The 24,633-nt window shown below is 71.5% G+C and carries 22 protein-coding genes; 10 read left to right on the forward strand and 12 right to left on the reverse strand.

Features of this window, described 5'->3' with window-relative positions:
- Positions 1 to 3: 3 nt before the first annotated feature.
- Positions 4 to 963, reverse strand: a complete 960-nt coding sequence (gene deoC, locus HNR20_RS18045; RefSeq protein ID WP_184181362.1) for a deoxyribose-phosphate aldolase — start codon at positions 961 to 963, stop codon at positions 4 to 6.
- Positions 964 to 1,098: 135 nt separating this feature from the next.
- Here deoC and upp point away from each other — a divergent pair, with 135 nt between their 5' ends.
- Positions 1,099 to 1,731, forward strand: coding sequence for a uracil phosphoribosyltransferase (gene upp, locus HNR20_RS18050; protein WP_184181364.1), 633 nt, complete (start codon positions 1,099 to 1,101; stop codon positions 1,729 to 1,731).
- A 74-nt stretch (positions 1,732 to 1,805) separates the two neighbouring features.
- Positions 1,806 to 2,483 (forward strand): GOLPH3/VPS74 family protein, encoded by a 678-nt coding sequence (locus tag HNR20_RS18055; protein WP_184181366.1) that lies wholly within the window; start codon positions 1,806 to 1,808, stop codon positions 2,481 to 2,483.
- Between the two features lie 41 nt (positions 2,484 to 2,524).
- Here the strand turns inward: HNR20_RS18055 and HNR20_RS18060 are convergent, their stop codons facing one another.
- Together HNR20_RS18060 and HNR20_RS18065 are read right to left on the reverse strand one after the other, a co-directional pair.
- Positions 2,525 to 4,204 (reverse strand): phospho-sugar mutase, encoded by a 1,680-nt coding sequence (locus tag HNR20_RS18060; protein ID WP_184181368.1) that lies wholly within the window; start codon positions 4,202 to 4,204, stop codon positions 2,525 to 2,527.
- Positions 4,205 to 4,252: 48 nt separating this feature from the next.
- Positions 4,253 to 6,313: a serine/threonine-protein kinase gene (locus HNR20_RS18065; RefSeq protein ID WP_184181370.1), complete on the reverse strand. Its 2,061-nt coding sequence runs from the start codon at positions 6,311 to 6,313 to the stop codon at positions 4,253 to 4,255.
- 206 nt (positions 6,314 to 6,519) lie between these two features.
- Here HNR20_RS18065 and HNR20_RS18070 point away from each other — a divergent pair, with 206 nt between their 5' ends.
- Together HNR20_RS18070 and HNR20_RS18075 are read left to right on the forward strand one after the other, a co-directional pair.
- Positions 6,520 to 8,103 (forward strand): acyl-CoA mutase large subunit family protein, encoded by a 1,584-nt coding sequence (locus HNR20_RS18070; protein ID WP_184181372.1) that lies wholly within the window; start codon positions 6,520 to 6,522, stop codon positions 8,101 to 8,103.
- Positions 8,104 to 8,549: 446 nt separating this feature from the next.
- On the forward strand, positions 8,550 to 9,809 hold the full coding sequence (locus tag HNR20_RS18075; RefSeq protein ID WP_184181374.1) for an amidohydrolase: 1,260 nt from the start codon (positions 8,550 to 8,552) through the stop codon (positions 9,807 to 9,809).
- Here HNR20_RS18075 and HNR20_RS18080 read toward each other — a convergent pair.
- Complete coding sequence (locus HNR20_RS18080; protein ID WP_184181376.1) at positions 9,766 to 10,791, reverse strand: DUF4349 domain-containing protein; 1,026 nt, start codon at positions 10,789 to 10,791, stop codon at positions 9,766 to 9,768. The genes HNR20_RS18075 and HNR20_RS18080 overlap by 44 nt on opposite strands.
- Before the next feature lie 93 nt (positions 10,792 to 10,884).
- Here HNR20_RS18080 and HNR20_RS18085 point away from each other — a divergent pair, with 93 nt between their 5' ends.
- The 4 genes from HNR20_RS18085 (at position 10,885) to HNR20_RS18100 (ending at position 14,372) form a co-directional block, all read left to right on the forward strand.
- Positions 10,885 to 11,517: an MBL fold metallo-hydrolase gene (locus tag HNR20_RS18085; RefSeq protein WP_184181378.1), complete on the forward strand. Its 633-nt coding sequence runs from the start codon at positions 10,885 to 10,887 to the stop codon at positions 11,515 to 11,517.
- A gap of 4 nt (positions 11,518 to 11,521) precedes the next feature.
- A complete protein-coding gene (locus tag HNR20_RS18090) occupies positions 11,522 to 12,505 on the forward strand; it encodes a hypothetical protein (protein ID WP_184181380.1) in 984 nt (327 codons plus the stop codon).
- A 101-nt stretch (positions 12,506 to 12,606) separates the two neighbouring features.
- Positions 12,607 to 13,341, forward strand: coding sequence for an SCO6745 family protein (locus HNR20_RS18095; RefSeq protein ID WP_184181382.1), 735 nt, complete (start codon positions 12,607 to 12,609; stop codon positions 13,339 to 13,341).
- A 71-nt stretch (positions 13,342 to 13,412) separates the two neighbouring features.
- Positions 13,413 to 14,372 carry a GNAT family N-acetyltransferase gene (locus tag HNR20_RS18100; protein WP_184181384.1) on the forward strand — a complete coding sequence of 320 codons (960 nt, stop codon included), beginning with the start codon at positions 13,413 to 13,415 and terminating at the stop codon, positions 14,370 to 14,372.
- 75 nt (positions 14,373 to 14,447) lie between these two features.
- Here the strand turns inward: HNR20_RS18100 and HNR20_RS18105 are convergent, their stop codons facing one another.
- Complete coding sequence (locus HNR20_RS18105) at positions 14,448 to 14,903, reverse strand: gamma-glutamylcyclotransferase family protein (RefSeq protein ID WP_184181386.1); 456 nt, start codon at positions 14,901 to 14,903, stop codon at positions 14,448 to 14,450.
- Positions 14,904 to 15,009: 106 nt separating this feature from the next.
- On the opposite strand from HNR20_RS18105, the gene HNR20_RS18110 reads away from it, so the two are divergent.
- Entirely contained in the window at positions 15,010 to 16,413 is a 1,404-nt protein-coding gene (locus HNR20_RS18110; RefSeq protein WP_184181388.1) for an NAD(P)H-quinone dehydrogenase, read from the forward strand.
- On the opposite strand, the gene HNR20_RS18115 is transcribed toward HNR20_RS18110, so the two are convergent.
- The 4 genes from HNR20_RS18115 to HNR20_RS18130 all read right to left on the reverse strand — a co-directional run bounded on the left by HNR20_RS18115 (position 16,370) and on the right by HNR20_RS18130 (position 18,553).
- The gene (locus HNR20_RS18115; RefSeq protein WP_184181390.1) at positions 16,370 to 17,038 is read right to left on the reverse strand and encodes a DUF998 domain-containing protein; all 669 of its coding nucleotides are present in this window, start codon (positions 17,036 to 17,038) and stop codon (positions 16,370 to 16,372) included. The two genes, HNR20_RS18110 and HNR20_RS18115, sit on opposite strands and share 44 nt — an antisense overlap.
- A 149-nt stretch (positions 17,039 to 17,187) precedes the next feature.
- The gene (locus tag HNR20_RS18120) at positions 17,188 to 17,520 is read right to left on the reverse strand and encodes a helix-turn-helix domain-containing protein (protein ID WP_184181392.1); all 333 of its coding nucleotides are present in this window, start codon (positions 17,518 to 17,520) and stop codon (positions 17,188 to 17,190) included.
- Between the two features lie 106 nt (positions 17,521 to 17,626).
- Entirely contained in the window at positions 17,627 to 17,884 is a 258-nt protein-coding gene (locus HNR20_RS32725; protein ID WP_311736875.1) for a type II toxin-antitoxin system RelE/ParE family toxin, read from the reverse strand.
- Between the two features lie 45 nt (positions 17,885 to 17,929).
- Positions 17,930 to 18,553, reverse strand: coding sequence for a DedA family protein (locus HNR20_RS18130; protein WP_184181395.1), 624 nt, complete (start codon positions 18,551 to 18,553; stop codon positions 17,930 to 17,932).
- 518 nt (positions 18,554 to 19,071) lie between these two features.
- On the opposite strand from HNR20_RS18130, the gene thrS reads away from it, so the two are divergent.
- Positions 19,072 to 20,289, forward strand: coding sequence for a threonine--tRNA ligase (thrS, locus tag HNR20_RS18135; protein WP_184181397.1), 1,218 nt, complete (start codon positions 19,072 to 19,074; stop codon positions 20,287 to 20,289).
- Positions 20,290 to 20,348: 59 nt separating this feature from the next.
- Here the strand turns inward: thrS and HNR20_RS18140 are convergent, their stop codons facing one another.
- The 3 genes from HNR20_RS18140 to HNR20_RS18150 are packed head-to-tail and all read right to left on the reverse strand — an operon-like array spanning position 20,349 to position 24,612.
- On the reverse strand, positions 20,349 to 22,406 hold the full coding sequence (locus tag HNR20_RS18140) for an ABC transporter ATP-binding protein (RefSeq protein ID WP_373290961.1): 2,058 nt from the start codon (positions 22,404 to 22,406) through the stop codon (positions 20,349 to 20,351).
- The gene (locus tag HNR20_RS18145; protein ID WP_184181399.1) at positions 22,403 to 24,136 is read right to left on the reverse strand and encodes an ABC transporter ATP-binding protein; all 1,734 of its coding nucleotides are present in this window, start codon (positions 24,134 to 24,136) and stop codon (positions 22,403 to 22,405) included. Before HNR20_RS18145 ends, HNR20_RS18140 begins: the two co-directional genes overlap by 4 nt.
- Positions 24,130 to 24,612 (reverse strand): MarR family winged helix-turn-helix transcriptional regulator, encoded by a 483-nt coding sequence (locus HNR20_RS18150; protein WP_184181401.1) that lies wholly within the window; start codon positions 24,610 to 24,612, stop codon positions 24,130 to 24,132. Before HNR20_RS18150 ends, HNR20_RS18145 begins: the two co-directional genes overlap by 7 nt.
- Positions 24,613 to 24,633 lie beyond the last annotated feature (21 nt).

Raw genomic sequence — 24,633 nt, forward strand, 5'->3', positions numbered from 1 at the left:
CTATCAGTCCAGGGTGAAGTAGTCGGGACCGGAGTAGGTGCCGGTCGTGAGCTTGGTGCGCTGCATCAGCAGGTCGTTGAGCAGGCTGGACGCGCCGAAGCGGAACCAGTCCGGGTCGAGCCAGTCCGTCCCGACGGTCTCGTTGACCATCACCAGGTACTTGATCGCGTCCTTGGTGGTCTTGATGCCACCGGCGGGCTTCACGCCCACCTGCCGTCCGGTCGCTTCGCGGAAGTCGCGGACCGCTTCCAGCATCACCAGCGTCACCGGCAGTGTCGCCGCGACCGGGACCTTGCCGGTGGAGGTCTTGATGAAGTCGCCGCCGGCCAGCATGGCCAGCCAGGAGGCCCGCCGGACGTTGTCGTAGGTGGCCAGCTCGCCGGTCTCGAGGATCACCTTGAGGTGGGCGTCACCGGAGGCTTCCTTGGTGGCCACGATCTCGTCGTAGACCTCCTTGTACCGCCCGGCCAGGAACGCGCCCCGGTTGATCACCATGTCGATCTCGTCGGCGCCGGCCGCGACGGCGGCCCGGGTGTCGGCGAGTTTGATCTCCAACGGTGCCTGGCCGGACGGGAAGGCCGTCGCCACGCTGGCGAGGTGCACGCCGGAGTTGCGCAGCACCTCGGCGACGTACGGGACCATCGCCGGGTAGACGCAGACCGCGCCGACGTGGGGGCAGGACGGGTCGGCCGGGTCGGGGCGCAGCGCCTTCGCGGCGAGCGCGCGCACCTTGCCCGGGGTGTCCGCGCCTTCCAGGGTGGTCAGGTCGACCATCCGGATCGCCAGGTCGATCGCCTGGGCCTTGGCGGTGGTCTTGATGGATCGGGTGCCGAGCTGTGCCGCCCGCTGCTCCGCGCCGACCTGGTCCACGCCCGGCAGGCCGTGCAGGAAGGTCCGCAGAGCGGTCTCGGATCGTCCCAGCTCGGAGAGCTCCGACCGGGCCGACGTCGTTGTCGCCGTCATGCCCCGAAGTCTACGCACCGGAGTGCCGAGTGATCTTGCTCACGATGGGCTGGTGGGCCGCGCCGACGTGAGCGGCGTCGCTGGTCCGAGCGCAGCCGCACCGCCACGCCGGACGGACCGGTAGGTTGAGCGATCGTGGACGTACACGTCATTGACCACCCGCTGGCCCAGTCCAGGTTGACCGCCATGCGGGACGCGCGCACCGATTCCTCGACGTTCCGGGCCGCGCTGCACGAACTGACCACCATGCTGGTGTACGAGGCGGCGCGCACCTTCCCCGTCGAGCGGTACCCGGTGCAGACGCCGGTCACCGGCACCGAGGGCACCCGGCTGGCCAACCCGCCGCTGCTGGTGCCGGTGCTGCGGGCCGGCCTGGGCATGGCGGACGCCGCGCTCGGCCTGCTGCCGGAGTCCTCGATGGGCTTCGTGGGTCTGGCCCGCGACGAGGCGACCTACGAGCCGCGCGCGTACATGGAGTCGCTGCCCCGGGACCTGGCCGGGCTGCCGGTGCTGGTGCTGGACCCGATGCTGGCCACCGGTGGCTCGCTGGAGCACTGCTGTCGGCTGCTGGCCGACCGTGGCTGCACCGACATCACCGTGCTCTGCGTGCTCGCCGCGCCGGTCGGCATCGAGCGACTGGAACGCTCCGGCCTGCCGTTGCGCCTGGTCACGGCCTCGATCGACGAGGGGCTCAACGAGCGCATGTTCATCGTCCCCGGGCTCGGCGACGCCGGTGACCGCCAGTTCGGTGGCATGCCCCGCTTCTGAGGTCGTTACCCGGACGGTGCCGGGTCGGGCGGGTCCGTGCGCGGTGGTGCGCGGACCCGCTACCGTGTCCGGCCATGACTGGTGTTGCGCTTGCCGACGAGTTGTTGCTCCTCGCCTACGACGACACGACCGGCAAGGCGACCATGCCGCGGATCAGCCTGGACCTCGGCATGGCCGCCGCGGTGCTGGTCGAGCTGGCACTGGCCGGCCGGGTCGCGTACGCCAACGGGTCGTTGACGGTGATCGACCCGACGCCCACCGGCGAGCCGGTCGCCGACGAGGTGCTGGGCCGGGTCGCGGCCGACACCCCGCACACCCCGGCCTCCTGGGTGCAGCGCCTGCGGCACGGCCTGCGTGACCGCATTCTCGGTGACCTGTGCAGCCAGGGTGTGATCCGCGACGTCGACGAGACTGAGCTGGGCTTCATCCACGTGCACCGCTACCCGGTCCTGGACACCTCCATCGAGGCGGAGACCCGGCAGCGGCTGGCCGAGGCGCTGACCGGCGCGGCTGCCCCGGACGAGCGGACCGCCGCGCTGGCCACCCTGGTCGTGGTGCTGCGGATGGAGTCCGCACTCGGGGTGAGCGGCGAGACCGCCGCCGACGCTCGTCGCCGGCTGGAGGAGATCGCCACCGGCGCGGGCTTCTCCGGCGAGGTGAGCACCGACGACTCGGTGGTCCGTCCCTCGGTTGGCCTGGTCGTCGCCGCGTTGGGCAGGGCCGTCGACCAGGCCCTCGGCCCCCGCCGCTGAGCTCGGGAAGGGCCCCTTCGGTAAGGGGCCCTTCCTCGACGTCACAGGCCGAGTGCGGTCGCGATCTCGGTGCGGAGCTGCGCGATCGCCGTCTGCGCGCGGTTGCGGGCGGCGGCGACATCGCCGTCGGGCACCGGCTCCACCACCTCGAGGTACGCCTTGAGCTTCGGCTCGGTCCCGGACGGGCGGATCACCACCCGGGCCTTCGCGGTCCGCAGGATCACCACGTCCGACTCGGGTAGCAGGTCCCGGACGCTGTCGACCGACTGCCCGAGCAGGGTGGTCGGGGTGGCCGCCCGGATCCTGGCCATCGCGTCGGTGATCACCCGCAGGTCGTCCACCCGGGCGGAGAGCTGGTCGGTGTGGTGCACACCGAACTCGGCGGCCAACTCGTCCAGCCGGTCAATCAACGTGCGGCCCTGCGTCTTGAGGCCGGCGGCCAACTCGGCCACGGTAAGCGCGGCGGTGATGCCGTCCTTGTCCCGGACGTGCTCCGGGGCGACGCAGTAGCCGAGCGCCTCCTCGTAGCCGAAGACCAACGGCGCGCTTCCACCACCGGCCCGCACGATCCACTTGAAGCCGGTCAACGTCTCGTCGTAGGCCAGGCCGCGGGCAGCGCACATCGCCCGCAGCAGTGACGACGACACGATGGTGGTGGCGTAGAGCCCGGTCACCCCGCGGCGCATCAGGTGGTCGGCGAGCAGCACGCCCACCTCGTCGCCGCGCAGCATCCGCCAGGTCTGCCCGCCGTCGCCGGCGCTGTCGCGGACGACCACCGCGCACCGGTCGGCGTCCGGGTCGTTGGCGATGGCGAGGTCAGCGCCGGTGGAGTCGGCCAGCGCGATCAGCCGATCCACCGCCCCCGGCTCCTCCGGGTTGGGAAACGACACGGTCGGGAACGCCGGGTCCGGCTCGGCCTGGTCGGGCACCACGCCGGGGACCGGGAAACCAGCGCGGGCGAAGGCGGCGGTGAGCACCGCAGCGCCCACCCCGTGCAGCGGTGTGTACGCCACCGTCAGGTCCCGTGGCCCGTCCGGATCGATCACCGCGGTGGCCCGTTCCACGTACGAGGCGACCAGGTCGTCGCCGAGCACCTGCCCGGGTACGCCCAGCGGCACCTGGGTCAGCGGCCCGACCGATCGGATGGCCGCCTCGATACCGGCGTCGGCGGGCGGCACGATCTGCGCGCCGGCGCCCAGCGCACCGCCCAACTCCGCACCGAGGTAGACCTTGTAGCCGTTGTCCTGCGGCGGGTTGTGGCTGGCCGTGACCATCACCCCGGCGACCCCGCCGAGGTGCCGCACCGCGTACGCCAACACCGGGGTCGGCAGCGGGCGGGGCAGCAGCAGCGCCGGCCGGCCAGCGCCGGTGGCCACCTGGGCGGTGCGTTCGGCGAACTGCCGGGAGCCGTGCCGCGCGTCGTACCCGATCACCAGGGGACCGGTGCCGCCCTGGGCCGCGAGCCAGCCGACCAGGCCGGCAGCGGCCTGGGTGACCACGGCGAGATTCATTCCGTTCGGGCCGGCGCGCAGCGGGCCGCGCAGGCCCGCGGTGCCGAAGGTCAGCGGGCCGGCGAACCGGTCGGCCAGCTCCGGTGCGCTCGCCGGCAGCCCGTCGAGCACCGCCGTCAGCTCGTCCCGGCTGGCCGGGTCGGGGTCGTCGGCCAGCCAACGCTGGGCTTGCTCGCGAATGTCGTCGATGTCAGTGGTGTCCGCCGCCATGCCTCTTGATAGCACGGCGGCGGATCACCGCTGCGGGTTCCCTCCGGCTCAGCCTTCCCCGGTGAGCTGGAACGTCCGCACCATCTCGTCGAAGATCGGCTTGCTCTCCGCGAACTTGGTGTCCGTCGAGGTGAGGTAGAACGAGTACGCCTTGCCGCCCTCCGCCACACCTCGCCAGACGCCGTGCCGCATGGCGTCGCCCTCGCCGCAGGTGTACTCGAATTCGGCGGCCGGCTTGCTGGCGAGCTCGGTTTCGGTGGCGCTGACCTGCGCGTACGGCTTGACGCAGGAGGTGCTCCTGGTCTTGAGGCCGTTCTCCGCCGTCTCTGCCCACCGGGTGGAGCTGCTGGACCACTTCTCGGTGATGATGCGGACCTTGCGGCCGCTGTCCTCCGGGTCGATGTAGTCGGTGTAGGAGCCGCCGGTGGCCTTCTTCCAGCCCTTCGGCACCATGACCTGAATGCCGCGGGCGGCGTGTTCCTGCATCTCGACGCCCGCGCCCGCCGAGGCGGACGGACCGGGCTGTGCCTGTGGGCTGGTCGGCGGCGGGTCGTCCCCGCCGGAGAGCGCCAGCACACCGAGCAGCAGCACGACGGCCAACCCTCCGGCCGCGGCGAGCTGCACCTTGCGCGGCCAGCCCTTGACGGTGCCGACGAGCTGGACCCCGGTGCTGCGGACCTTGCCCAGAGCGCCGCCCCCGGAAGGGGCGGGCGAGGCGGCCCAGGGCTGGCCGGTGCCCGGCACCGACCACTGGTTGCCGCCACCGTAGGTGCCGCCGATGCGCTGGGTGGCCTCCGGTGCGCCGCCGTAACCGACCTGCTGGGTGGCGTCGGCCGGGCTGCCGTAGCTGACCCGCTGGGTGGCGTCCGGGTGCCCGCCGGCGTCCACCCGCTGGGTGGCGTCGGCGCTACCGCCGTAGGTGCGACCGATGGCCGACTGGCCAGGGCCGGGCATCGCGCCGGTGGGCGTGTGCAGCGGGCCGGCCAACGCGTCGGCGCTGGTCTCGTCGAGCCCGGTGGCGCCGGCCGTGCCGAGCGGCTGCGGGCGCTCGCCCCGGCGCAACGCGGCCAGCCGGTCGGTCAGGGACTCACCCGGGGCCAGCATCGCCGGGCCGCCGATCTGGTTGTCCGGCTTCGGCTCCGGCTGGGGCGGTGGAAGGACGGGCACCGGGCGCTGCTGCACCGGCACCACGGCGTACGGGTCGGTGACCGAGTGCACAGCGGTCGCGGTGCTGCCCAGCGCGCCGGCGAGCAGCTCGCGCAGCATGGCCCGGGAGGTGTGCACGTCCAGCCGGCGCGCCGGGTCCTTCTCCAGCAGACCCATCAGCACGCGGGTCAGCGGGCCGCTGCGCTGTGGCGGGGCGGGCGGGTCCTCGACCACGGCGTGCATGGTCTCGATCGGGTCGCCCTTGTCGAACGGGGGCCGCCCCTCCACCGCGGTGTAAAGCGTCACACCCAGCGAGAAAAGGTCGCTCGGCGGGCCGAACTCCTGGCCCATGGCCCGTTCGGGCGAGATGAAGTGCGGCGAGCCGAGCACCATGCCGGGGGTGGTGAGCTGCACATCGGTGGGCATCCGGGCCACCCCGAAGTCGGTCAGCACGCAGCGCCCGTCCGAGCAGATCAGCACGTTGGCGGGCTTCACGTCGCGGTGCAGCACGCCGATCGCGTGCGCGACCTCCAACGCGCCGAGCAGCGCAATGCCGATCTTGGCGACGGCGCGGGGCGCGACCGGCCCGTCCTCGATCACCATGTCGGCGAGGCTGCGGGCGTCCAGCAACTCCATCACGATCCACGGGCGGCCAGCCTCGGTGACCACGTCGTACACCTGCACCACGGCGGGGTGCTGGAGGGCGGCGGCGGCGCGGGCCTCGCGCAGGGTGCGTTCGTACATGGCGTCGCGGTCGCTGGGGGCCAGCCCCGGAGGCAGGACGACCTCCTTCACCGCCACATCACGGCGCAGCAGGGTGTCTGTGGCGCGCCACACCGTGCCCATGCCGCCGTTGCCCACCGAGGACCGCAGCGAGTACCGGCCACCAATGGTGGTGCCGGGTGCTGCTCGTCCGTTGGCGGGACTAACTGGTCCGCCGCTCCACGTCGGGATCTGAGTCACAGAAAAGCCACCGGGGGAAATCGAGGGGGGCTGGGACACAACCCCCCTATCTTGCTGGTTCCGACGCCCGATGCGAAAGCCGACGCGACGGTCGTTTATCGAAAGCGACAGAACGTGCCCTGTCGTTCACCTCGTGTCGACCGGTCAGGACGCACTGTGCGGTATCCCTCACCCGGCGATGTGGTCAGGCGTCCTACCATCCGGGGATGAACGAACGGCGGTCAAGCGAGTCCGGCTTCCCGATCAACGGCGTCTACACGGAGGCCGACCTTCCGGAGGACCTGGACACCCGGCTGGGCAGCCCCGGCGAGTTCCCGTACACCCGGGGGGTCTACCCCACGATGTACACCTCGCGCCCGTGGACCATGCGCCAGTACGCCGGCTTCGGCACCGCCACCGAGTCCAACGCTCGGTACCACCAGCTGCTGCGAGCTGGCACGATGGGCCTCTCGGTCGCCTTCGACCTGCCGACCCAGATGGGCTACGACTCCGACGAGCCGATCGCGCACGGCGAGGTCGGCAAGGTGGGCGTCGCCATCGACTCCATTGAGGACATGCGGCTGCTCTTCGCCGACATCCCGCTGGACAAGGTCTCCACCTCGATGACCATCAACGCGCCCGGCTCGGTGCTGCTGCTGCTCTACCAACTCGTCGCCGAGGAGAACGGAGTGCCCGGTTCGGCGCTCAACGGCACGATCCAGAACGACATCCTCAAGGAGTACATCGCCCGCGGGACGTACATCTTCCCGCCGAAGCCGTCGCTGCGCCTGGTGGCGGACACGTTCGCGTACTGCCGCAAGGAGGTGCCGAAGTGGAACACCATCTCCATCTCCGGCTACCACATGGCCGAGGCCGGCGCGACGCCCGCGCAGGAGATCGCGTTCACCCTGGCCAACGGCGTGGAGTACGTGCGGGCGGCGCTGGCCGCCGGGCTCGCGGTGGACGACTTCGCGCCCCGGCTGTCGTTCTTCTTCGTGGCCCGCACCACGCTGCTTGAGGAAGTGGCGAAGTTCCGCGCCGCCCGACGGATCTGGGCCCGGCTGATGCGCGACGACTTCGGCGCCAAGGATCCGAAGTCGATGATGCTGCGGTTCCACACCCAGACCGCCGGTGTGCAGCTCACCGCGCAGCAGCCGGAGGTCAACCTGGTCCGGGTGGCGGTGCAGGGGCTGGGCGCGGTGCTCGGCGGCACCCAGTCGCTGCACACGAACAGCTTCGACGAGGCGATCGCGCTGCCCACCGAGAAGGCCGCCCGGCTCGCGCTGCGTACCCAGCAGGTGCTGGCGTACGAGACGGACCTGACCGCCACCGTCGACCCGTTCGCCGGCTCGTACGTGGTGGAGGCGATGACCGCCGAGATGGAAGCCGCCGCCGTCGAGCTGATGGAACGGGTGGCCGACCACGGCTCGGCGGTGGACGCGATCGAGGCCGGGTTCCAGAAGCGGGAGATCGAGCAGTCCGCGTACCGGATCGCCCAGGAGATCGACTCGGGTGAGCGGGTCGTGGTCGGGCTCAACCGGTTCACCGTCGACGAGGAGGACCCGTACGAGCCGCTGCGGGTCGACCCGACGATCGAGGCGGCCCAGGCCGACCGGCTGGCGCGGCTGCGCTCCGAGCGGGACGCCGACGCGGTGACGCGGGCGCTCGCCGACCTGCGGGCCGCCGCCGAGGGCTCGGACAACGTGCTCTACCCGATGAAGGAGGCGCTGCGGGCCCGGGCCACCGTGGGTGAGGTCTGCGGGACGCTGCGCGAGGTGTGGGGGCTGTACCGCCCGACCGACCGCTTCTGATCGTCTCCGGCCGGGGACGCGGTGTGTCCACCGGTCCTGGCGGGTACCCCCTCGGGTGATTGCGAACGCACACCGTGTGCGCTCGTCACATGCGCACGCATGTGAGCGTCCTTATCCGGCTCGTTGCGCTGCGTGGTCGGCTTATTGTCGGAGTGTCAGTTCACCACCCCGACTAATGCGACAATTCGCAACAGGGTTCAGCGAGTGCCGATGGGATTCGCGACCGCCATGATCGGTTACGCGTTGTAGGAGGTGAGGGGCGGATGTCGGCGTTCGACCGCGATCTACCTGCTGTCCCAGACATCTCCGAGCGCCCTCAGCAGGGCATTCGTGACGCTGCGCGGTCCGATCATTACCGTAACGAGGTTGCGCAGCGTCACCGTCGGAGGTCTAGGCTGTCTGCTGTCCCCGATGATCCATCCATCTCTAGTGATCGAGAATTCGACGTGACGAGTGCGTTGACGCTGCCCACGGGTGGCCAGCTGGCGTCGTCCTGGCCGGAGACGCCCCCCGGGTCCCAGCCTCTGCCCCGCGAGTTGGATCACCTCCTCGCGCTCCGGGTACCGGGGCTGATCGCTACGCGCCGTCACCTCCACTCGCACCCTGAGCTCTCCGGCAACGAGTTCGAGACGGCCGCGCTGATCGCCCGGGAGCTGTCGCTGGCCGGGCTGACCCCGCGGCTGCTCCCCAAGGGCAACGGTGTGATCTGCGACGTCAACGGCAGGCCGGACGGCCCGGTCGTCGCGCTGCGCGCCGATATCGACGCCCTGCCGCTCGACGACCCCAAGGACGTGCCCTACCGGTCGACCGTGGAGGGCGTCTGCCACGCCTGCGGGCACGACGTGCACACCTCGATCCTGCTCGGCGTCGGCATGCTGCTCGCCCAGCTCGCCGACCTGGGCGAGCTGGACGGACGGGTCCGGCTCATCTTCCAGCCGGCCGAGGAGATCCTGCCCTGCGGCTCGCTCGAGGTCATCGAGGCCGGCGGCCTGGACGACGTGGTACAGATCTTCGCGCTGCACTGCGACCCGAACCTGCCGGTGGGTCAGGTCGGCCTGCGGGTCGGCCCGATCACCGCGGCCGCCGACAACGTCACCGTCCGGCTCTCCGGACCGGGCGGGCACACCGCCCGGCCGCACCTGACCGTCGACCTGGTCGACGCGCTCGGCCGGCTGGTCACCGAGGTGCCCGCGCTGGTCAGCCGCCGGGTGCCGGCCAACAGCGGCCTGCTGCTGGTCTTCGGCCACGCCTCGGCCGGCACCCGCTACAACGTCATCCCCTCGGAGGCGAGCGCCTCCGGCACCCTGCGGGTGATGGATCGCGACACGTGGGAGCAGGCTCCCAAGATCGTCGCTCAGGTGGTGCGGGACGTGATCGCGCCGACCGGCGCCACGGTCGACCTGGAATACCTGCGCGGCCGGCCGCCGGTGTGCAACGACTCCCGGGCCATCCAGGTGCTGACCGCCGCCACCGCCGCGGCGCTCGGCCCGGAAGGGATCGCCGAGACGCCGCAGAGCATGGGCGGCGAGGACTTCTCCTGGTATCTGGAGTATGTACCCGGCGCCCTCGCCCGGCTCGGTGTTGGTCGCTCCGGCCCCAACGTCGACCTGCACCGCGCAAGCTTCGACGTGGACGAGCGGGCCATCCCCGTTGGCGTACGCGTCATGGTGCAGACCGCGCTGCGGGCACTGGCGGCGGTGCGCTGACCGGTGCGGTGACCGGTGCCGCCAGGACCGGGGCCTTGCGGCGCCGGCGCAGCACCAGCAGCAACACCGCCACCGGTACGCCGAATGCCACCAGCCACGGCAACAGCGCCCCCAGCACGGTGAGCAGAACGGTCAACGAGGCGACGAACGCTTTCCAACTGCCGGTCAGCCCGGCCAGGAAGCCGCTCTCCTCCTTCTCGGGGGTGACCTTCGCCGCCGGCCCCGCGAGCGTCACGGTGATCGTGGAGAGGGCGGTCAGGTCGGCCAGTCGCCGTTTCTTGGCTTCCAGCGACGCCAGATCGGCCTCGCGGCGGCCCAGTTCGTTCTCCAACGACACCAGGTCGGTGATCGAGGTGGCGCGAGCCAGTAGCTGGCGGGCACTCTCCACCCTGGCCCGCTGACTGATGATGCGCGCGTCCAGGTCGACGATCGCCTCCGTGGCGTCCTCGGTGCTGATCTCCCGGCTCTGCTGACGGCCGAGCTTCGCGATCTCGTCCACCACGCCGGTGAACTTCGCGGCCGGCACCCGCAGCTGCAACTCCGCCACCGCGTCGGCCTGGGCACTGCGCCGCTGGTCGCCGCCGACGAAGCCGCCGGCCCGAGTGACCAGGGCGGTGACCTCACGGGCGGTCGCGTCCACATCGTCCACCTGCACCCGCATCGATCCGGTGTAGATGATCGCCCGCTGGTCGATCCGCAGGTCCGGTGGCGCGGCACCGCCCTCCTGTGGCGCCCCGGCCTTGTCCTCCTGGGGCGCTCCGGCGCCGGCGGCCTCGGGCGCCCCGATCACGCTGTCCTTGTCCGCGCCGCCGCCGTTCGCCGCCGCTGGGCCATCAGCCGCCGTGCCCGCGGTGTCCTTCGACCCGCTGTCGCCGGCCGCGCAGCCCGTGAGGACCAGCGCCGCTGCCAGCGCCGTCGCCGCCAGCAGTGTGCCGCGGCGTCGTACCGCCTGTCCGTCCATCCCCGCTCCCATCGTCGTCATCCGGTGTGGCGATAGCTCGGACGCGGCGCACGCGTCGGCTGGTTCCGGCAGACTGCGCTGAGGACGTCACGATTCGATAATCGAGGAGTCACGATGCGGCTCACCAAGTACGCCCACTCCTGCCTCCGGGTGGAACACGACGGGGGAGTGCTCGTCGTCGACCCGGGGGTGTTCAGCGACCCCACGGTGGCGTTGGACGGTGTGGACGCAGTGCTGATCACTCACGAACACCCCGACCACCTGGACGTGGCGGCGCTGCGCCTGCAGCTCGACCGGCAGCCGTTCCCGATCCACGGGCCCGCCTCGCTCGCCGGGGCGCTGGGCGACGCGGCCGAGATGTTGAGCCCGGTCACGGTCGGTGAGTCGTTCACCGCCGCCGGGGTCGCCGTCCGCGCGTACGGGGGGCGGCACGCGGTGATCCACCCGGACATCCCGGTGGTGGACAACCTCGGTTATCTGATCAACGACGTGGTCTACCACCCCGGTGACGCCCTGGTGGTGCCCGAGGAGACACCCGTCGACACGCTCTTCGCGCCGATCCACGCCCCCTGGTCGAAGTTCTCCGAGGTGGTCGACTTCATCCGCGCGGTCGCGCCACGGCGCGCGTACGCCCTGCACGACGCGCTGCTCAACGACAACGGGTTGGGCGTGCTCGACCGGCAGTACACCGCGCTGTCCGGCACCGAATACCAGCGGCTGGAGCCCGGTAGCCGGGTGGACGTCTGACACGATGCCCGGCCCCTCAGCGGAGCTGGTGCAGCAGCTCTACCGCATCCCACCGGACCGGTTCGTGGCCGCCCGGGACGCCGCCGTGGCCGACGCCCGCCGTGCCGGCGACCAGAACACCGCCCGACAGTTGGCCCGGCTACGTCGCCCGACGGTGGCCGCCTGGCTGGTGAACCTGCTGGCCATTCGACGCCCGGAGCTGGTGACCGACCTGGTTCAGCTCGCCGACGCGCTGCGGGCCGCCCAGCGGGAGCTGCGCGGGCCCCGGCTGCGGGAGCTGTCCGCGCAGCGCCGGGCGGTGGTCGGCGCCCTGGTCGCCGAGATCCGCAAGCTCGCCGCGGCGGAGCCGGACTCGCCACCGGCCGGCCGGCTGCCCCTGGCCGAGGTGGAGGCGACCCTGAACGCGGCGTTCTCCGACGTCGAGGTCGCCGAGCAGGTGCGGGCGGGGCGCCTGCTCCGGGCGGCCAGCTACGCCGGCTTCGGTGAGGTGCCCCGGCCACAGCTACGGCTGGTCACCGATGATGACGAGGAGCCGGAGGAGGAACGTCCCGCCCGCCGGCCCGGTGCCCAGCGAGGGCATCGGGAGGACGCGCCCCGGACCGACCGGGCGGCGGAGCGCGCCGAACAGGCCGAGCGGGCTGCGCAGCGGGCGGCCCGCGCCGAGCGAGCCCGGCAGCGCCGCGCCCTGGACCGCGAGCTGACCAAGGCCCAGGCCGACCAGGAGCGCGCCGAGGCCGAGCTGACCGAGGCGACCGGGCAGGAGCGGGACGGCGCCTCCGTACTCGACGGGATCGAGGCCGAACTGGCCGAGCTGGAGCGGCGGCGGGCGGTCGCCGAGCAGGATCTCAGCCGAGCCAAGCTCGCTCGGCGTGCCGCCGAGCGTGCGGTCACCGTGGCTCGGCGTCGCGCGGGCGAGGTCGAGGCGGCGGTCGAGGCGCTGGCGGCCGAAGAGGGGGATGCGGACGCGGGGGGTGGCGCGGCAGACTGACCATCGATGGACGACGACGAGTGTGCGGGCCGTCCACGGCGGGTGACCCTGGATCGGGGCGTCGTGGCCGAAGGGTCGGGTTGCCCGAGGAGGGCGCCCGGATGACACCGGAACAGGTCGCCGCCGCCAGCAAGCCCGTCGTGCTCGACCTGGGCGACGCGTTCAGCCGGGATCCGACCACCCTGCGCCGGGCCCGGCTGCTCGGCATCTCCGGCTGGGCGTTCTACATCAGTGGCCGGGCCGGCGCGCTCGGCGATGTGCGGGCGGAGACGGCCGCCGCCGCCCTCGGCTTCATCGCCCCGGACGCGGTCGCCGACGGTTGGGACGCCGCAGCTCGGATCGTCCCGCCGTTCGAGGTGGCCGCCGCCAGCCTCGCCGAGTGCTGCCGATGGGGATCGCAGCAGCTCGACGCCCTGCCCACCACCGAGCGTCTGGCGGCACTCGTCGAGCGGGCGGTGGTGGCGGCGGACGCCAGCGCGATGCCGCTCTTCGCCGCGTGGCGGGCCGTGCCGCTGCCGGATCTCTCCCCGGGTGCCCGGAGCGCCGCCGGGCTGCGACTGCTCCGCGAACACTTCACCGGCGCCTACCTGCTGGCGGTGCGCGCCGCCGGGATGACCCCGTTGGAGGCTGTGCTCGCCGGGCCGGAGGGGGAGGCCGGGGCGGTGGCCTGTGGCTGGTCACCGCCGTACCCGCCGATCGGGCCGTTGGTGCGTCGGCGGCTGTGGGCGGAGGCGGTGACCAACCGTCTCGTCGCGCCAGCGTTCACGGCCCTCGGCCCCGCTGGCGGCGCCGAGCTGGTGGAGCTGCTGCACCGCACCCGGGCCGACCTCGCCTGAGCCACCGCCCGCCCGCTGCCCCCTCGAAAATGGGCGGCGGCCGACGAGCCCGGCTGCCAGGATCTTCTGCCGTGACCCTTCCCGCCGGCTGGACAACGCGCAGGCCCACCCTCGACGACGTGCCCGCGATCCTCGCGGTGGTGCACGCCGCCGACACGTTCGCCATCGGCCATCCCGACTTCGACGCCGAGGACGTCGCCGCGTCGCTGGCCGCACCGTACTTCGACCCGACCCGGGACTCCTGGCTGGCGGTCGACCCGGATGGCACCGTGGTCGGTTGGGCGACGATGGACAACCCGACCGGAGTCGGCCGGGAGTTCGTGGAGGTCTACGTCGACCCGGTACGCGCGGCGACCGTCCGGGCGCCACTGCTGGCCCGACAACTGGACCGGGTCGCCGAGCGCGCCGCCGAGCGGGGGGTGCCGTCGCTCACCGTCCGTTGCGCGGTCTTCGCGCCCGAACGCGAATGGAAACGGGACCTGGTCGAGGCCGGGTTCTCCCTGGCCAAGCGGTACGTCCGGATGAGCCGGCCGCTGACCGACCGGCCCGACGAGCCCGCAGCGCCGCCCGGCGTGACGGTACGGCCGGTACGTCCCGACGACGAGGCCGACCTGCGGGAGTTCCACCGGATCTACGAGGCCGCGTTCGCCGACACCCCGGATCACGAGCCGCTGTCGTACGAGCGGTGGCGGGCCCGGATCGGTGACCTGACCGCCTGGGACGAGTGGTTCGTCGCCGAGGTGGACGGGGTGCCGGCAGGCGCGTTGCAGTCCTCGGATCAGGCGCTTGACCAGCAGGAAGGCTTCGTGAAGAACCTGGCGGTGCTGTCCGCGTACCGTCGGCGGGGTGTGGGTGCGGCGCTGCTGCGCCGCGCCTTCGCCCGCTACGCCGAGAAGGGGCGGCAGGCGGCCGGCTTGGGCGTCGACCTCACCAACCCGACCGCGCCGCTGTCGCTGTACGAGTCGGTGGGCCTGCGGGAGACCCGGTGGACCGACATGTACGAACTTTCCGTCCCGGCCGCCGGTGTGTGATTGGCGACCCCGGTCGGGCCCGACCGGCGATCCGGTCGACGGCGGTAGCAGACTGGAGACGTGCGATATGCGCTGCTACGCCGACGCGGTGCCGGTGGGGCGGGACCGCAGCTCCGTGACATAGTCGTCCGGAGCGCCGGCCTTCTCGGCGGCGTTCGCGATCTCGGAGAGATACCACGAGGTCGGCAGGCCGCCCTCGTACCCGTTGAAGACGTAGATCCACGCGGTCACGTCGCCGTCGAGGGTGGAGACCCGGACGTGCAGCTTGCGGTACGTGCCGGCGGTCACGCCCTCGATCTCGTCGAGCTGGCCCGCGTCGTACGGGTGGATGTCGTAGAGCGCCACGAAGACCCGCTCACCGGGCGACTCGACCAGGGTGCTCACCGCGCCCTCCCAGCCGATCACGTCCGCCCCGGCGAAGGTCAGCCGCCAGCCCTCCAGCCAGCCGGTGCCCACCATTGGCGAATGCGGACAGTAGGCGCGCATCCGGGCGGGGTCGAGATTTGAGCCGTAGGCGGCGTGATGACGCACGGCGATGACGATAGCCCGGCGGACGGGTGGGGGAGAATACGACAGTGCGTGTCGAATGCGCTCGGGAGAAGAAAGTCACTGTGAGCATGGACGAAGGGCGAACGCTGTGAGCCGGATCGTGATCATCGGTGGTGGGCCGGCCGGGTACGAGGCGGCGCTGGTCGCCGCCCAGCTGGACGCCGATGTCACCGTGGTGGAGGCCGACGGCGCGGGCGGAGCGTGCGTGCTCTCCGACTGCGTGCCGTCGAAGACCTTCATCGCCAGCTCGGGGGTGGTCACCGGCTACCGGGACACCGAGGAGTTCGGGGTGCACTCGGACGGCCTGGAGGCGGTCACCGTCGACGCGCAGGCGGTGCACGATCGGGTCAAGCGGCTGGCTCTGGCACAGTCCGCCGACATCCACGCCAAGCTGCTCAAGGCGGGGGTCACCTTCGTGGCCGGCACCGCCCGGCTCGGTGAGGACGCCCTCGGGCACACCCACCGGGTCGTCGTCACCCCCGCCGACGGCGGCGAGGAATACTCGATCGCCGCGTCCACCGTGCTGGTGGCCACCGGCTCGACCCCCCGCCAGTTGCCCACCGCCGTCCCGGACGGTGAGCGCATCCTGACCTGGCGCCAGGTGTACGACCTGCCGGAGCTGCCCGAGCACCTGATCGTGGTCGGCTCAGGTGTGACCGGCGCGGAGTTCGCCAGCGCGTACCTGGCGATGGGGGTCGAGGTCACCCTGGTCTCCAGTCGGGACCGGGTGATGCCGCACGAGGACGCCGATGCCGCGTCCGCCATCGAGCGGGTGTTCCGCAACCGGGGCATGGAGATCCTCAACAACTCCCGAGCCGACGCGGTCCGGCGTACTGCCGATGGCGTCGAGGTGGAGCTCTCCGACGGCCGCAAGGTCACCGGCTCGCACGCCCTGATCACGGTCGGTTCGATCCCGAACACCGCCAACCTGGGCCTGACCGAGTACGGCGTGGAGTTGGGCCGGGGCGGCTACGTGACCGTCGACCGGGCCTCCCGGACCAACGTGCCCGGCATCTACGCGGCCGGCGACTGCACCGGCGTGCTGCTGCTGGCCAGTGTCGCCGCCATGCAGGGTCGGATCGCCATGTGGCACGCCCTCGGCGAGGCGGTTCGCCCGCTGCGGTTGCGTACCGTCGCGGCGAACGTCTTCACCGACCCGGAGCTGGCCACCGTGGGCGTCTCGCAGGACGAGGTGGACTCGGGCAAGGTGCCGGCCCGGCAGGTGATGCTGCCGCTGTCCGGCAACGCGCGGGCAAAGATGGACGACCTCCCCGACGGCTTCGTGAAGCTGTTCTGCCGGCCCGCCAGCGGTCAGGTGATCGGCGGTGTGGTGGTCGCCCCGAAGGCCAGCGAGCTGATCCTGCCGATCACCATGGCCGTGGAGAACAACCTCACGGTCAACGAGCTGGCCCAGACCATCACCATCTACCCGAGCCTCTCCGGCTCGATCACCGAGGCAGCGCGCCAGCTGATGCTCCACGAGCTGGAGTGAGCCTCGCTCCTCGCCCGACCGCCGCCGAAGTCCGGGTCTGGATCACCGCCACCGTGGCCAGCACCGCTACCTCGGTGAGGATGAGGAGGCGTTCGGCCAGGCCGATGAGCACCCGGTCGCCGGGGTAGGCGGACCAGATCATCGCCGCCGCCAGGGCGAGGCTGAGCAGGACGAGGGTGCGTAGCGTCCGGGCTGCGGGGGCCAGATCCGGCCGGCGGGCGAGCAGCCAGCCGGCGACCGGGAGCGCCAGGAAGGCGACCACCGAGGCGTACCGGTGCACGTAGGCCGCCGTGGTCATGGCCGTGCCCGGCTCGTTCGTCGGCACCACCGCGGCCAGCAGCAGCCCGGCCGACCAGGTGCCGAGCAGCAACTCGGTCGTCCGACCGGACTGTGCTCGGGGTGGGCCGGTGCGGCGCAGGCCGTACAGCAGGGCCACGGTGGCGAGCGCGAGCACCACCATGGCGACATCGATGACGCCGCCCCGGTCGGAGACCGCGAAATCGCTGATGGTCAGCGCCCACGGGCTGAGGTCGTCGTTGACTTCGAGGTGGCCGATCACGGTGAGCAGCGCCGCCAACGCGATGCCGCCGAGGGCGAACAGGCCGGTGCTCCGGGTTCCAGGCATGCCTCAGCCTGTCGCCGCGGGGACCCCAGCCGGATCCGGGACGGCCACCGAAATCGTTCCGGGGGACCACCCCTAGAGGCATCCGGAGAATCGGTGTGATTCCTCAGGTGCGGCGCGTGTCGGCCTCTCCGCAGACGGACTACGCCCGATCAGGCAACGTTCAGTTGGATGTTCCCGATGCGGGCGACGACGTCGAGATGGCCCCCGAGCCCGGTGACGTAGGCACGGAGTGTTTCCAGGCTGGTGTGCTCGCCATTCTCGATCTGACTGATCCTCGCCTGGGTCAACCCTGCGGCCTCGGCCAGTTGGGTTTGGGTCATGCCCAGCTGCTTGCGGATCTCCGCCAACTGCGTGCCGCTGACCGCCGCCAGCATCTGCTCGCGCTGCTGAGCCCGTCGCGCAACCCGATCCGGATGATCCCAGGAGGGGTCGAGCTTTCGGGCCTTCGCCTTAACGTCCCGCCAGTCGGCTCCACCGGTCATCGTTGTGCGCCCTTCAGGCTGATGAGGTGCTCCTGAAACCGATCGTCCGCCAAGGCGACGGCCGTCTGGTACCAACTCTGCCACTGGCCAGACTTGTCGCCAGCAACTAGGAAGACCGCCTCTCGAAGTGGATCGAAGCGAAGATCATGCGGACCTCCGTAGAGCCAGCGGATCCAGGTCGCAGCTCCTTCATGTGGTGGAAGGAACTGCCTTTGAGACGGTCAACCAACGGACGCCCGAGCGCCGGCCCGTGCTCCATGAGGAGGTCGATGGCCTCACTGATGAGGTCGGCACTGGCGGGATCCGTCCTGCAGAGGCCGAGGAACCACTGCTCGACCTCAGGATGAAGTTTGACGTCCCACATCTCGTCAATATAAGTCCAGCTTATACCCGCAGGGTGGGCCGACACTCAGTCAATGGGGATGTCTGCTGCTGCGGCGGCTCGGGCTTGGCGGGCGCTGACCAGCGTCATCGCCCAGCCCGCCGCGGCGAAGCCGGCCGCGGCGGCGGTGGCGATGATGGCCAGCCGCCATGCCGACTCGGTCAGCGCGGTGCCGCCCAGGTGCCCGACGAGCGCGCCGTAGGTGGCCCAGCCCAGCGCGGCGACGGCCTCGTAGACCACGAACAGTCGGTACGGGTAGCGGCTGCGGCCGGCCGAGAAGCAGGCCGCCATCCGGCCGCCGGGCACGAACCGACAGAGCAGGATGACCAGCGGCCCGGGCTTTCGCAGCCCCTGGGTGACCCGATTGGCGACCCGACGAGCCCGGCTCAGTTCGGCGGCGTGCCGGGGCGACCGCCGGTCCGGTGCGACCCGTCCGAGCAGGTAGCAGGCCAGGTCGCCAGCGAACACACCGAGCGCGCCGACGGCGATGGTGACCGGCAGGTTGAGCCCGCCGTAGACGGTGAGCGCACCACTGGTGATCATGACGATCTGGGTGGGGATCACCGGGACGAAGGCGTCCGCGATCAGCAGGGCGAGCAGCAACAGGTATGCCCACGTCGGCGATGCGACGTCAGTCAGTAGTTCGGGCACGCCTGCCACCTCGCCGGATGCGGCCGATTGGGTGTCTTGAGCCTGACTGCGTGTCCGGCGTCACCGTGGACGGCCCCGGCCCGTCGTGACGGTCGACACGACCCGGCCAACCAGGTACAACGAGGCGAACCAATCTCGGGTGACGGCTTGCGGTGGCCGTCCCACCCGTCCCGCACCGGTCGGCAAATCGGCGTACGTCGGCGTACCGTTGTTGGCGCGGCCCACGCCCGTCGGGTCCCCCGTTCCTGACGATTCGGGCCGCCTGGGCCGCCGGCGGGTCCCGCGCCGGCGGCCCGCCCCCTCCTTCGCCGCCGCAAATCCGGGTGCGTCCCCGATTGTCGGTGGGTACGGTCGCCGTATGCGCAGAGCGGTAGTGGTGACGACGACGCCGGGTATCCCCGGCGCGCCGCTCTGACGTAACCACCGTCGACCAGGCCCCGGGGCGATCCGCCCCCGAGGGCCGCGTGCCGTTCGGAGCCCAGGTCGCCTCCGGGTCGTACCCGATCCAGGAGCCCGACATGATCGACCACCGTAGGCTCGGCCGCGAGCTGGACCTCTTCGTCTCCGATCCGCTCGCCGGCGCCGGCCTGCCGATCTGGCTGCCGGCCGGCGCCGCCGCCCGGCACGCTGTCGAGGAGTACGTCCGGGAGTTGGAGCGCCGCTCCGGCCACCAGCACGTCTACTCGCCGCCGCTGGGCAAGCGCGAACTCTTCGAACTCTCCGGGCACCTCGGCTACTTCGCCGACGACATGTTCCCGCCGATGCGGCTGAGCGCGGACGACGAGTTCGTGCTCCGTCCCGCCCTCTGCCCGCACCACGCGCTGGTCTTCCGCGCCCGGGGCCGCTCCTATCGCGAGCTGCCGTTGCGGGTCGCGGAGCTGGGTGGGATGTACCGCTCCGAGCGCTCCGGGGTGCTCGGTGGGCTGTCCCGGGTACGCGCCATCTCGCTCAACGACGCGCACACCTTCTGTGCCCCCGAGCAGGTGGGTGAGGAGGTCGCCGAGATCCTCCGGCTGATCCGCGCCGCGCACGCCGCGCTCGGCGTCCGCCCGGCCGGCTTCCGGCTGTCGCTGCGCGGGCCGGGCGAGAAGTACGTCGGCGACGACGCGCAGTGGGCCCGCGCCGAGGATCTGCTCCGGGGCGCGCTGGCCGGGGTGGACTACGTCGAGGCTCCGGGGGAGGCCGCCTTCTACGGCCCGAAGATCGACATTCAAATCGTCGACGCCGCCGGCCGGGAGTCGACCCTCTCCACCATCCAGTTGGACTTCGACAAGCCGGAGCGGTTCGACCTGTCGTACACCGACTCGGACGGTAGCCGGCGTCGACCGGTCATGGTGCACCGCAGCCTCGTCGGCAGCATGGAGCGGCTGTTCGCGTACCTGATCGAGGTGCACGAGGGCGCCTTCCCGGCCTGGTACGCGCCGGTCCAACTGGTGCTGCTGCCGGTGGACGACGGCCAGGCCGACGCGGCGGCCGACCTGGCCCGGCGGGCCGTCGACGCCGGCCTGCGGGTCGAGGTCGACGTCGCCGGCTCGCTGGGCGCCCGGATCCGGGACGCGGCCCGTCGCCGCGTCCCGTACCTGGGGGTGTTGGGTCCTCGGGAGGCGGCCGACGGGCGCCTCGCGCTGCGCCTGCGCGGCGGCCGTGCCCTGGAACCGATGCCGGCGGACGTCGCGCTCGCCTTGATCAGCGGGCAGGTCGCCGCCCGAGCGGCCGATCTGCTCCCACCTGACTGACCCACCCGCCGATCCGGGGCGGGTCGCCGTCGATCGCGTCGCGCGCACGTCGACCCGCCCTAGACCGCCGCCGGTTGGCCGACCGGCTCCTCGTCGACGACCGCACCGGTGAACTGGGAGCGGTAGAGCCGGTGGTAGGCGCCGTGGGTGGCGAGCAACTGCTCGTGGGTGCCCTGCTCGACGATCCGGCCGTTCTCCATCATCAGGATCAGGTCGGCGTCGCGGATGGTGGAGAGCCGGTGCGCGATGACGAAGCTGGTCCGGTCCGAGCGCAGCGCGGCCATCGCCCGTTGGAGCAGCACCTCGGTGCGGGTGTCCACCGAGCTGGTCGCCTCGTCGAGGATCAGCAGCGAAGGCTCGGCGAGGAATGCCCGGGCGATGGTGATGAGCTGCTTCTCGCCGGCGCTGACGTTGCTGCCCTCCTCGTCGATGACCGTGTCGTAGCCGTCGGGCAGGCTGCGCACGAACCGGTCCACGAAGGTGGCCTGAGCCGCGGCGAGGATTTCCTCCTCGGTCGCGTCCGGCCGTCCGTAGGCGATGTTGTCCCGGATAGTGCCGCCGAAGAGCCAGGTGTCTTGGAGCACCATGCCGACCCGGCCGCGCAGGTCGTCGCGGCGCATCGTCGTGATGTCCACCCCGTCGAGCGTGATCCGGCCGGCGTCCAGCTCGTAGAACCGCATGACCAGGTTGACCAGCGTGGTCTTGCCGGCGCCGGTCGGGCCGACGATGGCCACCGTGTGACCCGGCTCGGCGACCAGTGACAGGTCGTCGATCAGCGGCTTGTCCTGCTCGTAGCGGAACGAGACGTGTTCGAACTCGACCCGACCGTGCGGGTCGGTGACCCGGGCCGGCTCCACCGGGTCGGGGGTCTGCTCGTCGGCGTCGAGCACCGCGAAGACCCGCTCGGCCGAGGCCACCCCGGACTGCAGGAGGTTGGCCATCGAGGCGAGTTGGGTGAGCGGCTGGGTGAACTGTCGGGAGTACTGGATGAACGCCTGCACGTCGCCGAGGCTCATCGTGCCGGAGGCGACCCGCAGCCCGCCGACCACGGCGATCGCCACGTAGCTCAGGTTTCCGATGAACATCATCGACGGCATGATGATCCCGGAGATGAACTGGGCCCCGAAGCTGGCCCGGAACAGCTCGTCGTTCTTCGCGGCGAACGCGGCCTCCACCTCGCGCTGCCGGCCGAAGACCTTGACCAGCTCATGACCGGTGTACGCCTCCTCGATCTGGCCGTTCAGCTCGCCGGTGTGCTTCCACTGCGCGATGAACTGCTTCTGCGAGCGCTTGGCGATGCGCTGGGTGACCAGCACCGACAGCGGCACCGCGATCAGGGCGACCAGAGCCAGCAGCGGAGAGATCCAGAACATCACGGCCAGCACGCCGACGACGGTCAACAGCGAGGTGAGCAACTGGCTGAGGGTCTGCTGGAGGCTGGTGGCGATGTTGTCGATGTCGTTGGTGACCCGGCTGAGCAGCTCACCGCGGGGCTGCCGGTCGAAGTAGGGCAGTGGCAGCCGGTTGAGCTTCTCCTCCACCTCGCCGCGCAGCCGTTGCACGGCGCGCTGGACCACCCCGTTGAGCAGCCAGCCCTGCCACCAGGACAGCAGGCTGGCCGCCAGGTAGAGCCCGAGCGCCAGTAGCAGCACCCGGCTCAGGGCGTTGAAGTCGATGCCCACCCCGGGCACCACGTCCATCCGGGCCAGCATGTCGGCGAAGCTGTTGTTGCCGCTGGCCCGGGCCGCTGAGACGGCCTGCTCGGCGGTGGTGCCGGCGGGCAGTTGCCGGCCGATCACCCCGGTGAAGATCAGGTCCGTGGCATGGCCGAGGATCTTCGGCCCGGCCACGCTGAACCCGACGCTGACCACGGCCAGGGTGATGATCGCGCCCAGGTGCAGCCGGTACGGGCGCAGCCGGCCGAGCAACCGCCGGGCGGACGGCCCGAAGTTCATCGACCGTTCGGCGGGCATCCCGGCGCCCGCCCAGGGCGGCCCGCCGCCCTGGCGGCCCGGAGGCAGCCGCCTCGGCGTCGGCGCGTCGCCACCGGGCTGCGCGTCGCCTCCCGGCTTCTGACTGGGTACGGCCGCGGTGCGCGGCTCGTCGCGCTCACTCATGCCGCCACCTCCGCCGTCTGCTGTGAAGCCACGATCTCGGCGTACGTCGGGCAGGTTTCCAACAATTCCGCGTGTCGTCCCACTCCGACGACCCCTCCGTCCTCAAGAACGATGATCTGGTCGGCGTCGATGATCGTGGAGACCCGCTGGGCCACGATCACCACCGCGGACTGCGCGGTGACCGGCCGCAAGGCGGCTCTGAGTCGCGCATCGGTGCCAAGGTCGAGCGCGGAGAACGAGTCGTCGAAGAGGTAGATCTCCGGCTGCCGGACCAGGGCCCGGGCGATGGCCAGGCGCTGTCGTTGCCCACCGGAGACGGTGGTGCCGCCCTGCGCGATCGGCGCGTCCAGCCCGCCGGGCATCTGGGCCACGAAGTCCCGGGCCTGGGCGATCTCCAATGCCGCCCACAGCTCCTCGTCGGTGGCGTCCGGATTGCCGTAGCGCAGGTTGCTGGCAACCGTCCCGGTGAACAGGTACGGCCGCTGCGGCACCAGGCCGATCCGCCGCCACAACTCGTCCGGCGCCAACTCCCGCACGTCCACCCCGTCGACCAGCACCGCGCCGGCGGTGACGTCGACCAGGCGGGGGATCAGCGACAGCAGGGTCGTCTTGCCAGCGCCGGTGCTGCCGATGATCGCTGTGGTGGTGCCCGGGGTGGCTCGGAAGGAGATGTCCCGCAGCACCGGCTCGACCGCGCCCGGGTATTGGAAACGCACCCCGCGCAACTCCAGCTCGGCCTGGGTGGTCAGCTCGCTGACCGGCTCGGCGGCGGGAACCACCGAGGAGTCGGTGTCCAGCACCTCGACGATCCGCTCGGCGCAGACCGCGGCCCGGGGCACCATCATCAACATGAAGGTGGCCATCATCACCGCCATCAGGATCTGCATCAGGTACTGCAGGAAGGCGGTGAGCGCGCCGATCTGGATCGCGTTGGCATCCACCCGCTGCGCGCCGAACCAGAGCACCGCCACGCTGGAGACGTTCAGCACCAGCATGACCACCGGGAAGATCAGCGCCAGCAGGCGGCCGGTACGCAGACCGGTGGCTGCCAGGTCGGCGTTGGCGACGGCGAAACGATCCGTCTCGTACGGCTCGCGGACGAAGGCGCGGACCACCCGGATGCCGGTGATCTGCTCACGCAGCACCCGGTTGACCGTGTCGATCCGGGTCTGCATCAGCCGGAAGCCCGGCACCATCCGACGGATGATCGCGCCGAGCGCGACGGCCAGCACCGGCACGCTGACCAGCATCAACCAGGAGAGCCCGACATCCTCGCGGAGCGCCATCACCACGCCACCCACGCTCATGATCGGCGCGGCGACCATCATGGTGCAGCTCATCAGGACGAGCATCTGCACCTGTTGCACGTCGTTGGTGTTGCGGGTGATCAGCGACGGTGCGCCGAACCGGGCCACCTCGCGGGCGGAGAAGCGGTTGACGTGCCCGAACAACTCGGCCCGGACATCCCGGCCGAAGCCCATCGCGATCCGAGCGCCCAGGTAGACCGCGGCGATCGAACAGACGATCTGGATCAGGCTGACCAGCAGCATCCACCCGCCGGTGTGCACGATGTAGTCGGTGTCGCCCCGCGCAACGCCCTTGTCGATGATGTCGGCGTTGAGGCTGGGCAGGTAGAGCGATGCCATGGTGCCCACGAACTGGAGCAGCACGACGGCCAGCAACGGTCGTTGGTAGGAGCGCAGTTGGTTGCGCAGCAGTCGGATCAGCACGCCGGATCCTTCGGTTCGGTTGGGCGTCCGGTCATCCGCGGGTCGTCCCCGCTGCCGATGACCTCGAGCAGGAACTCTCGGATCACCTGTGCCTTCACCGGGTCGGCATCGACCGAGGTGAGTGGGCGTCCGGAGTGCATCAGTGCGCCGAGCGCGGCCACCCGCTCCCGTCCGGCGGGCGTGAGGGCGAGTCGGATGCTGCGCCGGTCGCTGTCGTCGCGCTGGCGCTCGACCAGACCGTCGCGTTCGAGCGTGTCGACGATGCCGGTCAGGGTCGCCGGGCGGACGAACCCCTTCTCGGCGACCTCCCGGTGGGGCAGCTCGCCGTGTCGGGCGAGCGTCATCAGGGTGATCATGCCGGCCTGGGTGAGGCCGTGCTCCTCGGCGAGGTAGCGGTTCCACCGCTGCCCGACCAGGTGCCCGGCCACCACCAGTAGTCGGCCGAGAGGCACGTCCTGGAGCGTCACGAGTTCCACGAAGAGCAGGTTAGCTCCCTG

Source organism: Micromonospora parathelypteridis, from assembly GCF_014201145.1.
GTDB classification, from domain to species: Bacteria; Actinomycetota; Actinomycetes; order Mycobacteriales; family Micromonosporaceae; genus Micromonospora; species Micromonospora parathelypteridis.

Excerpts from the sequence above, each read along its gene's own strand:
- HNR20_RS18060 (WP_184181368.1), bottom strand. The coding sequence starts at position 4,204 with ATGGCGGCGGACACCACTGACATCGACGACATTCGCGAGCAAGCCCAG.
- thrS (WP_184181397.1), top strand. The coding sequence starts at position 19,072 with ATGATCGACCACCGTAGGCTCGGCCGCGAGCTGGACCTCTTCGTCTCC.
- deoC (WP_184181362.1), bottom strand. The coding sequence starts at position 963 with ATGACGGCGACAACGACGTCGGCCCGGTCGGAGCTCTCCGAGCTGGGA.
- HNR20_RS18070 (WP_184181372.1), top strand. The coding sequence starts at position 6,520 with ATGAACGAACGGCGGTCAAGCGAGTCCGGCTTCCCGATCAACGGCGTC.
- HNR20_RS18055 (WP_184181366.1), top strand. The coding sequence starts at position 1,806 with ATGACTGGTGTTGCGCTTGCCGACGAGTTGTTGCTCCTCGCCTACGAC.
- HNR20_RS18080 (WP_184181376.1), bottom strand. The coding sequence starts at position 10,791 with ATGACGACGATGGGAGCGGGGATGGACGGACAGGCGGTACGACGCCGC.
- HNR20_RS18140 (WP_373290961.1), bottom strand. The coding sequence starts at position 22,406 with ATGAGTGAGCGCGACGAGCCGCGCACCGCGGCCGTACCCAGTCAGAAG.
- HNR20_RS18115 (WP_184181390.1), bottom strand. The coding sequence starts at position 17,038 with ATGCCTGGAACCCGGAGCACCGGCCTGTTCGCCCTCGGCGGCATCGCG.
- HNR20_RS18095 (WP_184181382.1), top strand. The coding sequence starts at position 12,607 with ATGACACCGGAACAGGTCGCCGCCGCCAGCAAGCCCGTCGTGCTCGAC.
- HNR20_RS18120 (WP_184181392.1), bottom strand. The coding sequence starts at position 17,520 with ATGACCGGTGGAGCCGACTGGCGGGACGTTAAGGCGAAGGCCCGAAAG.
- HNR20_RS32725 (WP_311736875.1), bottom strand. The coding sequence starts at position 17,884 with ATGTGGGACGTCAAACTTCATCCTGAGGTCGAGCAGTGGTTCCTCGGC.
- HNR20_RS18085 (WP_184181378.1), top strand. The coding sequence starts at position 10,885 with ATGCGGCTCACCAAGTACGCCCACTCCTGCCTCCGGGTGGAACACGAC.
- HNR20_RS18090 (WP_184181380.1), top strand. The coding sequence starts at position 11,522 with ATGCCCGGCCCCTCAGCGGAGCTGGTGCAGCAGCTCTACCGCATCCCA.